Genomic DNA, 12,329 nt, shown 5'->3' on the forward strand with positions numbered 1-12,329 from the left:
ACGGGCCCCGACCGGGTGAGACACGGCACTCACGGCGCTCCGTTTTATCTCGATGTCGAGAGACAGTTAGGCGCCCCTTATCCTCCGCGTTCATAGGCCGGACGTAGTATTCAGGGGCGCCCGTGTGACGCTCGGGGCCGGTGCCGGTCCCCACACCGTGTTCGATCAGGGAGGACGACCGTGTCAGCACCAGCACGTGCCACGCCGTCGGTGAAAACGACCACTTCGAAGAGGCCCCGCGGCACTCTCTACCGCGGCCGTGAGGGCATGTGGTCCTGGGTCCTGCACCGCATCACCGGTGTGGCGATCTTCTTCTTCCTCCTCGTTCACATCCTCGACACGGCGCTCATCCGCGTGTCGCCCGAGGCGTACGACGCCGTCATCGGCACCTACAAGAACCCGATCATGGGTCTCGGCGAGGTGGCCCTGGTCGGCGCGATCGCGTACCACGCGTTCAACGGGCTGCGCATCATCCTGGTCGACTTCTGGCCGTGGGCCACGCGCCACCAGCGTCAGCTGTGGTGGGGCGTCCTGGGCCTCTGGGTCGTCACGATGCTCGGCTTCACCCCCCGCCACCTGATCAACGTCTTCAGCGCCGTCACCGGGAGCCACTGATGTCCGTCGCCCAAGAAGCCGCCACGATCCCCGCCCCGCGCACGCCCAGCGTCCGCAAGAAGGGCTCCAACCTCGAGAAATGGGGATGGATCTACATGCGCGCCTCCGGCGTGCTGCTGATCGTCCTCATCTTCGGCCACCTGTTCGTCAACCTGATGACGAACGACGGCATCCACCAGATCGACTTCGCGTTCGTCGCGGGCAAGCTGGCCTCGCCGTTCTGGCAGTGGTGGGACGTGCTGATGCTCTGGCTCGCCCTCATCCACGGCGCCAACGGCATGCGCACGATCGTGAACGACTACGTCACGAACGCGATGATCCGCAAGATCCTCGTCGGATCGCTGTGGATCTCCGCGGGGTTCCTGATCCTGCTCGGCACGCTCGTCGTGTTCACCTTCGACCCCTGCCTCGGTGTGACCGAGAGCAGCTCCCTCTGGGACGCGTGCCAGGCGGCGTGAGCCGACGGCATCCCTTCTTTCCCCTGACAGCAGAGGCATCGCACACGTGAGCACCCAGACTTCCTCGGACTCGATCGTCAAAGACGGCGTCCACTACCACCAGTTCGACGTCGTCATCGTCGGTGCCGGCGGCGCGGGCATGCGCGCGGCCATCGAGGCCGGCCCCGGCGCGAAGACCGCCGTCATCTCGAAGCTCTACCCGACCCGCTCGCACACCGGTGCGGCGCAGGGCGGCATGGCGGCGGCGCTCGCCAACGTCGAAGAGGACTCGTGGGAGTGGCACACGTTCGACACCATCAAGGGCGGCGACTACCTCGTCGATCAGGATGCCGCGGAGATCCTCGCCAAAGAGGCCATCGACGCCGTCATCGACCTCGAGAACATGGGCCTGCCGTTCAACCGCACCCCCGAGGGCAAGATCGACCAGCGCCGCTTCGGCGGACACACCGCCGATCACGGCAAGACCCCCGTGCGCCGCGCGTGCTACGCCGCCGACCGCACCGGCCACATGATCCTGCAGACGCTGTTCCAGAACTGCGTCAAGCTCGGCATCAACTTCTTCAACGAGTTCTACGTGCTCGACCTCATCACGGTGAAGGACGCGGCGGGCAAGACCCAGGTCTCGGGTGTCGTCGCGTACGACCTCGCCACGGGCGAGCTGCACGTCTTCCAGTCGAAGGCGGTCATCTTCGCCACCGGCGGCTTCGGCAAGATCTTCAAGACCACCTCCAACGCCCACACCCTCACCGGTGACGGCGTCGGCATCGTCTGGCGCAAGGGCCTCCCCCTGGAGGACATGGAGTTCTTCCAGTTCCACCCGACCGGCCTCGCCGGTCTCGGCATCCTCCTCACCGAGGGCGCCCGAGGCGAGGGCGCGATCCTGCGCAACGCCAGTGGTGAGCGCTTCATGGAGCGCTACGCCCCCACCATCAAAGACCTCGCACCGCGCGACATCGTCGCCCGCTGCATGGTGCAAGAGGTGGCCGAGGGTCGCGGCGCGGGTCCCCACCGCGACTACGTTCTGCTGGACTGCACGCACCTGGGCGCTGAGGTGCTCGAGACGAAGCTCCCCGACATCACCGAGTTCGCCCGCACCTACCTCGGTGTCGACCCGGTCGTCGAGCCCGTGCCGGTCATGCCGACCGCGCACTACGCGATGGGCGGCATCCCCACCAACATCAAGGCCGAGGTGCTCGCCGACAACGACACCGTCGTCCCCGGCCTCTACGCCGCCGGCGAGTGCGCCTGCGTCTCGGTGCACGGCTCGAACCGCCTCGGCACCAACTCGCTGCTCGACATCAACGTCTTCGGCAAGCGCGCCGGCCGCAACGCCGTCGAGTACGTCAAGACCGCCGACTTCGTGCCGCTGCCCGAAGACCCCGCCGCCGAGGTGCGCGGTCTGATCGAGGGCCTGCGCAACAACGGCGGCACCGAACGCATCGCGGTCCTGCGCAAGACGCTCCAGGACGAGATGGACAAGGGCGCGCAGGTGTTCCGCACGCACGAGTCCCTCGCCCACGTGATGGATGTCATCGCCGATCTGCGCGAGCGTTACAAGAACATCCACGTCGACGACAAGGGCAAGCGGTTCAACACCGACCTGCTCGAGGCCGTCGAGCTCGGCTTCCTGCTCGACCTGGCCGAGGTCGTCGTCTACTCGGCGCAGAACCGCGAAGAGAGCCGTGGCGGTCACATGCGCGACGACTTCCCCACGCGCGACGACGAGAAGTACATGCAGCACACCATGGCGTACCTGTCGGGAGACCCCCACTCGTCGCACCCCGCCGATCACATCGAACTCGGCTGGAAGCCCGTGGTGTTCACCAAGAACGAGGCCGGGGAGCTGCGCTACCCGCCGCTGGAGAGGAAGTACTGAGATGGCATCCACCGTCCTCGAGAACGTCGACACCTCGGACGAGGTCGAGCAGACGCCGGAAGACACCGGGATCCAGTCGTTCCTCGTCACCTTCAACATCCGTCGTTTCGACCCCGAGGTCGACGACGAGCCGCGATGGGTCGACTACGACGTGGAGCTGTACTCCACCGATCGTGTGCTCGACGCTCTGCACAAGATCAAGTGGGAGACCGACGGGTCGCTGTCGTTCCGCCGCTCGTGCGCGCACGGCATCTGCGGATCGGATGCCATGCGCATCAACGGCCGCAACCGCCTGGCCTGCAAGACGCTGATCAAGGATCTCGACATCTCGCAGCCGATCTACGTCGAGGCGATCAAGGGCCTGCCCCTCGAGAAGGACCTCATCGTCGACATGGAGCCGTTCTTCGCCTCCTACCGCGAGGTGCAGCCCTTCCTGATCTCGAACTCGAAGCCCGAGCCGGGCAAGGAGCGCGTGCAGTCCATCGTCGACCGCGAGGTCTTCGACGACACAACCAAGTGCATCCTGTGCGCCGCGTGCACCTCGTCGTGCCCCGTGTTCTGGACCGACGGTCAGTACTTCGGCCCCGCCGCGATCGTGAACGCGCACCGCTTCATCTTCGACTCGCGCGATGACGCGGGCGATGTGCGCCTGGACATCCTCAACGACAAAGAGGGCGTGTGGCGCTGCCGCACCACCTTCAACTGCACCGAGGCGTGCCCCCGTGGCATCGAGGTCACCAAGGCCATCGCCGAGGTCAAGCAGGCCGTCCTCCGCGGCGGTCGCTAAGACCATCCTTTCTCGAACGGCGGGTGCGCTTCGGCGCCCCGCCGTTCGGCGTTCCGGGGCGCCGACCACGGTCGCGGCTCCCACCGGGCTGCCGCGTCGGCGATCCGCCCCGTCCGCGCCCGCGCCGACCGCGAGTCCCCGGCGTCGCGCCACGCGATCCGCTCCCTCGCCGCGACACAACGCAGGAAACCCGCGACGGCGGGCCGGTGGATTGGCCGACGGGGACCGGCGGAGGAGTTGATTTCCTGCGTCGTGTCCGGCGGCGACGGTTCCCGCACGTCCGCACGTCGCCGGGGGCTCCCTCCTCCATTGATTAGGCTCGTCAGGTGACAGGGAACCGCCACGACCCTCGGCCGCTGCCCGCGGTGCGCGACGACCGTGCCTCCGTGCGCGACGACGACGCTTCGCTCCGCGACCGTTTCGAGGCCGCGCAGACCGCCGTGCGGGAGCGACTGGATCAGCCCATCGCCCGGGCGGCGAAGATCGCCCAATGGTTCCCGATCCGCGTGTGGCGGCACTTCCTTCAGCACAACGGCTTCCTGCTCGCGGCCGGCATGAGCTACCAGGGGCTGTTCGCGGTGTTCTCGGCGTTGTACCTGGCATTCGCCGGCGTGGGTATCTGGCTGGGCGGCAGCAAGACCGCGATCGACGGTCTGATCCACATCGTCAACAGCTACATTCCGGGCATCATCAGCGAGAACGGCCTCGTCGACCGGGAGCAGGTAGAGGCCGTCGCGCAGGAGAGCGGACGCCTCCTCACCATCACGGGCATCGTCGCCGTCGTGGTGGTGGTGTGGACGGCCATCGGGTTCGTCACGTTCACCCGCCGCGCGGTGCGCGACACCTTCGGACTGCCCTTCGACCTGCGCAACTACGTGCTGCTCAAGGCACGCGACTTCGTCGCCTCGCTCCTGTTCGGCATCGCTCTGCTGGTCGGCGCCCTGCTGGGCTCGATCACCACCGGCGCGGTCGACCTGGTGTTCGGGCTCATCGGCTGGGACCGCGAGACCCTCGGCTGGTCGGTGGGCGCACGGATCATCTCGCTCATCGTGGCCTTCGGTGTGAACACCGTCGCTCTGGCGTCCCTGTTCCGCTTCCTCACGGGCACGACCCTCACGTGGCGACGCGCCTGGCCGGGCGCGATCGTCGGGGCGACGGGCATGGTCGTGCTGCAGGTCGCCGCGGGCTTCCTCTTCGTATACACGCCGTCGAACCCGCTCCTGGCCACGTTCACCGTGCTCATCGGGTTCTTGCTGTGGTTCCGGTTCATCGGCATCGTGATCCTCGTCTCGGCGGCGTGGATCGCCGTGGCGGCGCGCGACCGCGACGTACCCCTGCGCTCCCCCGAGGACCGCCTCGCCATGGAACAGGCGGCCCTCGTCATCGCGGCGCAGGTCGGCGTCCGCCAAGCCGAGAAGGAGGTCGCCCTGTCGCGGTGGCCCCTGCGCTGGCGCGCGAAGCGCAGACTCGCCGCCGCCGAGAAGCAGCTCGCGCGCTCGGAGGCCGACGTGCCCGCGCCGCGGCGGGTCTCCCTCCTCCCCGACTGACCGTCGGGGTAGTCGACGGCGCTCCGGGAACAACCGTCTTCGTTGGCGGAATACCCGTTGGGGGGCTCTCCCTCGGTGGTCTCGTCAGGAGCGGTGTCGGAGGCTCGGGCTACGCTCGGGGGGTGCCTCGTTCTGTACGTATCGTCTCCGTCAACGTCAACGGCATCCGTGCCGCCGTCCGCAAGGGCATGACCGAATGGCTCGACGCCTCGGGCGCCGACATCGTCGCCCTGCAAGAGGTGCGCGCGACGGCCGCACAGCTCGCAGAGGCCCTGCCCGGCTGGCAGATCGTCAACGACGAATCGCTGCAGAAAGGGCGCGCGGGCGTGGCGATCATCAGCCGACTGCCCGGCGTCGAAACACGAAGCCATCTCGGCCCCGAGCCGCTCGACGCGTCCGGCCGATGGATCGAGACCGATTTCGACATCGACGGCGAGACGGTCACCGTCGTCAGCGCGTACGTGCACAGCGGCGAGGTCGACACCCCCAAGCAAGACGCGAAGTGGCTCTTCCTCGATGCGATGGAGCAGCGCCTCGCCACGCTGAAGTCCGAACGCGATCTCGCCCTGGTCCTCGGCGACCTGAACGTGGGGCACCGCGAGCTCGACATCAAAAACTGGCGGGGCAACCGCAAGAACGCCGGGTTCCTGCCCCGCGAACGCGCCTACTTCGATCGCTTCTTCGGCCCCGCGGGTGAGCAGGTCGAGGGTGTGGACGGCTCGACCGGCACCGGCCTGGGCTGGGTCGACGTGGGGCGCCGTGCCGCGGGCGAGGTCGACGGGCCGTACACGTTCTGGTCGATGCGCGGGAAGGCGTTCGACACCGACAGCGGGTGGCGCATCGACTACCACGTGGCCACCCCCGCCCTCGCCGAACGCGTCACCGATTACCGCGTCGACCGCGCGCCCTCGTACGACACCCGGTGGAGCGACCACTCCCCCGTCATCGTCGACTACACGCTCGGGCGCTGACGGGCGTCTGCGCGCGGCGCCGGTGCGTAACGGCGGGGTCGAGTCGGCCCCACGGCGGTGCGGTCGGGTGAGCGATCGGGGGCCGCGGCGGCCAGGCGGCGGCACCTAGGATCGAGAGGTGACTCAGCAGCGCCTTTACTCCGGAATGCAGCCCTCCGCCGACAGCCTCCAGATCGGCAACTACATCGGGGCCCTCCTGCAGTGGCGCGAGCTGCAAGACCAGTACGACGCCTTCTTCTCGGTCGTCGATCTGCACGCCCTCACCCAGCCCGGCGACCCCGCCGAGCGTCGCGAGAAGACCCGTCGCACCGCCGCGCAGTACATCGCCGCAGGCATCGAGCCCTCGCGGTCGACGCTGTACGTGCAGTCGCACGTGCCCGCGCACGCCGAACTGCAATGGGTACTGTCGACCCTCACGGGCTTCGGTGAGGCCGGACGCATGACGCAGTTCAAAGACAAGTCGGCCCGATACGGCGCGGATGCCACCAACGTCGGCCTCTTCACCTACCCGGTGCTGATGGCCGCCGACATCCTGCTGTACCAGACCGACGTGGTACCCGTCGGCGATGACCAGAAGCAGCACATCGAGCTGACGCGTGACCTGGCGGAGCGCTTTAACCAGCGTTTCGGTGAGACCTTCGCGATGCCGAAGCCGATGATCCAGCGCGAGACCGCGCGCATCTACGACCTGCAGAACCCCACGTCGAAGATGTCGAAGTCGGCCGAATCCGACGCCGGCGTGCTGTGGATGCTCGACGAGCCGAAGGTGAGCGCGAAGAAGATCATGCGCGCCGTCACCGACTCCGAGGGCGCGGTGCGCTTCGACCGCGACGAGAAGCCCGGCGTCTCGAACCTCTTGGTGATCTATTCCGCGCTGACGGGACGCGAGATCACCGCGATCGAAGACGAGTACGCCGGCCGCGGGTACGGCGACTTCAAGAAGGGTCTCGCCGAAGTCGTGGTGAACGAGTTCGAGCCCGTGCGCGAGCGTGCCCTCGAGCTGCTCGACGACCCCGCCGAGCTCGACCGGGTGCTGGCCGTCAACGCCGGCAAGGCGGCATCCGTCGCCGAAAAGACCCTTGCCGACGTCTACGACCGCATCGGGCTGCTGCGCCGCGGCTGATTCGTCCCGGCGATCAGGGCGCCCCGCACCTCCGGGTGCCCGACGTCAGAGAGCCGGACCGTGTCCGGTCACGACACGACGCATGAGACGTGCGGGCGTCGCGTCGACGTGGCGACGTGCAGCCGTCATGGTGCTGATTCTCCTGCGTTATGTCCGGCGAACCGACCGGGTCAGACTTTAGAGCCGGCCCCGCCGACAGACGCAAGGCGTATCGTGACCCGGTCAGCAGGGCCCAGCATCGCCCGGTCGCAGAATCGAGCGTCGCCCTCCGGCGGGACACAGCGCAGGACTCTTGCCGCTTCCTGAGACCCGTCGGCGCCTGGCCGGCTCGTGTCGCTCGAGTTTCCTGCGTTGTGTCCTAACGGAGCGCACCGCCGCCCCGGAGTCCCTGAACAGCACGCCGCAGCACCTCCGGTTCATCGAAGATCATGTTCGCCGTGGGACAGATCACCGCGTATCCGCGTTCGGCCAGCAGCAGGTCACGCAGCCGGTCCCGCTCCTGCGACTCCCAGCCCCCGTGGTGTGCGCGGCTGTCGCACTCGACGACGATCCACCCGTCCACGAGCAGGTCGACACGCCCGACGCCGTCGATCGACACCTGGACCTGCACCCTGCACCCGAGACCCCTCAGCAGCAGTCGCGCGATACTCTCGGAGCCCGCCTCGGCGCGACCGTCGAGAAGCGACGCCAAGACCGCGTACTTCGCGGGAAGACCGGCGAAGATGTCGTGCACATCCGCGGCGGAGATTCGGCGCTGGTGGAAAGCGTTGTCGAGCATCGCGACCGATGCTCGGGGGCTCTGGCAGCGGACGGCGACCCTCAGCGCCTCGGTGAGGGGTATCGAGTGCGCGTCCCCGTGCCCAGCGTGACGCCAGTGCACGACGACGTCGGGGTCGTGCGCGAGACGCCGACGGCGCGAGACCGGTGAGCGCAACCTCCCACGCGTCGGTTCGACCTGGACGTGCAGCCTCGTGCGATCCAGGACGAAGATGCCGGATGCGGCGATCGCGGACACGCAGTCCAACCGCCCGCCCACGCGTTGTGCCGCAACGGCCCTCTCCCCCGCTCCGGCGGCGAGGTAGACGTCGCGTCTGGCGCGGTGAAGGGTACCTGTCGCCAGAGCCTCGCGGATGCCGGCACGAGTCGCACCGCCCGCCCGCAGATCGGCGTAGGACATGGTCGAATCCGGGGCGAAGTCAGAGGAGTGTTCGGGTCGCACCCGCCCACCATGCTCGACCCCTGGACGCGCCGCGCACCGCGGTCCACGGAATGTGCAGAGTCCCCGGAATCGACGGCACGGGGAGGACCCGGGCGGACACAACGCAGGAGTACCGGCCTCGACACGTCGGATAACGCCGGATCACGCGCGCGCTGTTGCGGAAGTCCTGCGTCGTGTCCCGGGTGTCGGCGAACCGGCACGCACGCCCGGACCCCGGCGGCGGCGGGCCGGCACGCACGCCCGGCCCCGGGTGGCGGCCGACCGGGCGGACACAACGCAGGAATACCGGCTTCGACACGGCCGGACAACGCCGGATCACGCGCACGCTGCAGCGGAAGTCCTGCGTTGTGTCCCCGGTGGCGGCGAACCGGTGTGCACGCCCGGACCGTCGATGGGGCTGCGCGGTGGATCCGCGGGAACGTGCGCAAGACCATTCGCGATGTCGGGCGTGCGTGGGAGCATGGGCGCATGCCGGAGATGCCAGAGGTCGAAGGGCTCGTCGAATTCCTTCGGGGGCGCCTCACGGGGCACCGTTTCGACAAGGCCGCCGTGTCGGCGATCAACGCGCTCAAGACCTACGCCCCTCCCCTGACCGACCTCATCGGCGGGGCGGTGACGGGCGTCGAACGCCACGGCAAATTCGTCGACATCGCGACCGACGGTGGCATCCACCTCGTCTTCCATCTCGCCAAGGCGGGCTGGTTGCGCTGGTACGACGCGTTGCCCGCGACACTCATCAAGCCGGGCAAGACGCCCATCGCCCTGAGGGTGGGCTTCGACGACGGTTCGGGCTTCGACCTGACCGAGGCCGGCACGAAGAAGTCGCTCGCCGTGTACGCCGTCACCGATCCGAACGAGGTGCCGGGCATCGCCCGCCTGGGTCCCGATCCCCTCGACGACGACTTCGGCCGCGAGAAGTTCGGCGCGCTGCTGACCGGTCGGCGTACGCAGATCAAGGGGGTGCTGCGCGATCAGTCGATCGTCGCCGGTGTCGGCAACGCCTACTCCGACGAGATCCTGCACGCGGCCAAGATGTCGCCCTACGCCCTCGCCGCCACCCTCAGCGACGACGAGGTCGACCGTCTCTTCGCCGCGCTCACGACGACCCTCGCCGAGGCGATCGACACCGCCCGCGGCAAGCCGCCGGCAGAGTTGAAGGATGCCAAGAGGCGGGGCATGCGCGTTCACGGGCGGCGCGGTCAGGCGTGTCCGGTATGCGGCGATGAGGTGCGCAGCGTCTTCTTCGCCGACAATTCCCTCGAGTACTGCCCCACGTGCCAGACCGGCGGCAAACTGCTGGCGGACCGGCGGCTTTCGCGACTGCTCAAGTAGGTCGGCGTACCCGCCCGCGTCCTGCGGCGAATGAGCGTACCCGGGGCCCGCGTCGAGACCGGCACGCCCCGCGTTGCGAAGCCGCGGATCCCCCGGGAATGACGACGGCGCGGCGGCGCCGTCGTTCACGGGTGTCCCGTCAGCCCCCCCCTGACGGGGCCGGCAGCAACAACAGCGGCGGGCGACACCGAAGTGCCGCCCGCCGCTGTCGTTCAGAGCGTCAGGAAACCGAGATCGTCACGATCGGGCTCCACCCGATGTTGCCGGCTGCGTCCGTGGCGCGCGAGCGGATCTGGTACCGGCCCTTGGGGTACTGGCTGGAGTCGAGGGTCGCGCGCCAGAGCCCGTCATTGCCGCGCACGGCATCGCCGAGCTTGGTCGATCCCGCCCAGAAGCTGACAGCGGTCACACCGACGTTGTCGCTCGCCGAGGCGACGAGGTCACCGCGTCCGGAGATCGTCGTGCCTGTGGTGGGGCTGACGATCGACGTCGTCGGGGCCGTCTTGTCCGCCCCCGGGGTCGGCGTCGCGGTGGGCGTGGGCGACGCGGTCGGTGTGGGCGACGCGGTCGGCGTGGGCGACGCGGTCGGCGTCGGGGTGGGCGTCGGCGTCGCGGTGGGCGTCGGCGTCGGCACCGGTCCGGAACCCGTGGGGCCGACGGTCGCCAGATAGCCGTAGTACTTGCTCGGCGAGGAGCCGGCGGCCGAGGGGCTGCCGAACCAGGTGTGGCCCTTGGCGTCAGCAGCCGACGCCTGCGCGATGACCTGTCGGATGACCTGCGGAGTGCTCAAACCGGGGCAGCTGCCCGTGGCGAAGCAGTTCAGGACCACGCCGCTGAGAGCCGCGGTGGCCATCGACGTGCCCGACTGGATGTACCCGAAGCGGTCGCCCTTGAGGGTCGTGTAGGGGCACGTGCCGGGGGCTGCCAGCGTGTGGGCCTTGTCGGCGTCGGAGACGGCGTAGTTCGTGTTCAACCACGGCGAGTCGTCCTTGGTGGACAGGCCGCAGGTGCTCGCGGCGAGTCCGCCGGGCTTCCCGTCGTAGTCGGCCATGTTGGTCGCGACCAGGACCTCGTCGTACGAGCCGGGGAGGACGCGCCCGAGGTCGGTGGCGCCGTTACCGGCTCCGGAGACCACCACGACGCCCTGCGACGTCAGCTTGCAGATCGACTGGTGGAGAGCGTCACTGTTGGAGAAGCCGCAATTGCCGTCGTCGACGCCCTCGAATCCGAGGCTCATGTTGGCGACCTTGATGTTGTAGGTCGCTGCATTCTTGACGACCCAGTCGACACCGCAGAGCACCGAAGAAAGGGTGCCCTTGTTCTTGGCATCCATCACGCGAACCGAGTAGATCGGCGCGCCGGGGGCGACACCGACGGTGCCGAAGTCGTTGTCGTACGCGGCGATGTAACCCGAGACGCCGGTGCCGTGACCGTTGCCGTCGCGCTCGTCGCTGGTGCCGAGGCAGTTGACCGCGCCGACGAGGTTGTAGTCGATGTGCGGGTTGACGCCGGAGTCGATCACGGCGACCGCCGGTCCTGTCCACGGCTTCTGCACACCGTCGCCCGCGCTGACCGGCGGCGCATCCGCCTGGACGGTCTTAGGCGTAGGAGTGTCGGCCTGCGCGAAACCCTCCACCTCGACGTCGGCAGAGAGGACGCTGACGCGGCGGTCGTTCGCCAGCGCCGTCGCCTCTGCGGCCGTGAGCGACGCCGCGAACCCGTTCAGGGCAGCGGTGTACCGCTCGTCCATATCGACGCCGTAGCGGGCCGCGAGTGCGGCCGCATCGACGCCGTCGGCCAAGCCGATGACATAGTCGCCGGCGGCACGCGTGGCCGCAGACGCCGGCGCTGCGCCGACCACACCGGCGAGCAGAACGGCGGCGACAGCCACCATCGCGCCCGCAGGACGGAAAATCTTCGAAGCCATTCTCTCTACCCTCGTAAAAGACTCAGGGCGGAGGAATACGCAATCCGCCATTTCACAGGATAGGGGCTGAACGTTTCAACCACGTGACGGAGGCCGAATTCTTTGATAAGGATTCAGAATCCGTTCCGCGCCTCGGAACGCCACAGCGTCAGACCCCTACCGCTCCAGCTGCTCCGCGACGCCGGCCGGAGGGGCTCGTCGACCGACACCTCGGGCCCGCGCTCTCCGCATCTCGCCTATCGCGGGCGTCGGCGCGTGTCCATCCATGTCGGGGAATGAAACCGCGTGGGGCGCGTTCACTACACTCAGAAGTGCAACAACGTGCTCCGGGGTCGGTGAGAATCCGAACCGGCGGTGATAGTCCGCGAACCCCTCCGCGATCCGCGGTGGGGCCGATCCGGTGGAATTCCGGGACCGACGGTGATGCGGGGGTCCTCCCCCGCTAGTCCGGATAGGAGGCAGCACGGATGGCGC

At 68.5% G+C, this 12,329-nt stretch carries 10 protein-coding genes and 1 riboswitch; of the genes, 8 read left to right on the top strand and 2 right to left on the bottom strand.

All coding sequences use genetic code 11. From position 1 onward, the window contains the following. Positions 1 to 180: 180 nt before the first annotated feature. The 7 genes from sdhC (at position 181) to trpS (ending at position 7,377) form a co-directional block, all read left to right on the top strand. Entirely contained in the window at positions 181 to 615 is a 435-nt protein-coding gene (gene sdhC, locus FHS07_RS02480) for a succinate dehydrogenase, cytochrome b556 subunit (RefSeq protein WP_082485057.1), read from the top strand. Continuing rightward, positions 615 to 1,073 (top strand): succinate dehydrogenase hydrophobic membrane anchor subunit, encoded by a 459-nt coding sequence (locus FHS07_RS02485; RefSeq protein ID WP_183418324.1) that lies wholly within the window; start codon positions 615 to 617, stop codon positions 1,071 to 1,073. Before sdhC ends, FHS07_RS02485 begins: the two co-directional genes overlap by 1 nt. A 46-nt stretch (positions 1,074 to 1,119) precedes the next feature. After that, a complete protein-coding gene (gene sdhA, locus FHS07_RS02490) occupies positions 1,120 to 2,949 on the top strand; it encodes a succinate dehydrogenase flavoprotein subunit (protein WP_055958601.1) in 1,830 nt (609 codons plus the stop codon). A gap of 1 nt (position 2,950) precedes the next feature. Next, positions 2,951 to 3,736, top strand: coding sequence for a succinate dehydrogenase iron-sulfur subunit (locus tag FHS07_RS02495; protein WP_055958605.1), 786 nt, complete (start codon positions 2,951 to 2,953; stop codon positions 3,734 to 3,736). A gap of 326 nt (positions 3,737 to 4,062) precedes the next feature. Further along, on the top strand, positions 4,063 to 5,283 hold the full coding sequence (locus tag FHS07_RS02500) for a YhjD/YihY/BrkB family envelope integrity protein (RefSeq protein WP_183418325.1): 1,221 nt from the start codon (positions 4,063 to 4,065) through the stop codon (positions 5,281 to 5,283). 122 nt (positions 5,284 to 5,405) lie between these two features. Then, positions 5,406 to 6,254 carry an exodeoxyribonuclease III gene (locus tag FHS07_RS02505; RefSeq protein ID WP_183418326.1) on the top strand — a complete coding sequence of 283 codons (849 nt, stop codon included), beginning with the start codon at positions 5,406 to 5,408 and terminating at the stop codon, positions 6,252 to 6,254. Positions 6,255 to 6,372: 118 nt separating this feature from the next. After that, entirely contained in the window at positions 6,373 to 7,377 is a 1,005-nt protein-coding gene (trpS, locus tag FHS07_RS02510; RefSeq protein WP_183418327.1) for a tryptophan--tRNA ligase, read from the top strand. Between the two features lie 358 nt (positions 7,378 to 7,735). Here the strand turns inward: trpS and FHS07_RS02515 are convergent, their stop codons facing one another. Then, positions 7,736 to 8,554 (bottom strand): endonuclease domain-containing protein, encoded by an 819-nt coding sequence (locus FHS07_RS02515; RefSeq protein WP_183418328.1) that lies wholly within the window; start codon positions 8,552 to 8,554, stop codon positions 7,736 to 7,738. A gap of 510 nt (positions 8,555 to 9,064) precedes the next feature. On the opposite strand from FHS07_RS02515, the gene FHS07_RS02520 reads away from it, so the two are divergent. Beyond that, complete coding sequence (locus tag FHS07_RS02520; RefSeq protein WP_183418329.1) at positions 9,065 to 9,928, top strand: Fpg/Nei family DNA glycosylase; 864 nt, start codon at positions 9,065 to 9,067, stop codon at positions 9,926 to 9,928. Positions 9,929 to 10,148: 220 nt separating this feature from the next. On the opposite strand, the gene FHS07_RS02525 is transcribed toward FHS07_RS02520, so the two are convergent. Further along, positions 10,149 to 11,855: a S8 family serine peptidase gene (locus tag FHS07_RS02525; protein WP_183418330.1), complete on the bottom strand. Its 1,707-nt coding sequence runs from the start codon at positions 11,853 to 11,855 to the stop codon at positions 10,149 to 10,151. A gap of 318 nt (positions 11,856 to 12,173) precedes the next feature. Further along, positions 12,174 to 12,323, top strand: a riboswitch (FMN riboswitch). The last annotated feature ends 6 nt before the right edge of the window (positions 12,324 to 12,329 follow it).

The organism is Microbacterium proteolyticum, assembly GCF_014192415.1.
Classification (GTDB): Bacteria; Actinomycetota; Actinomycetes; order Actinomycetales; family Microbacteriaceae; genus Microbacterium; species Microbacterium proteolyticum.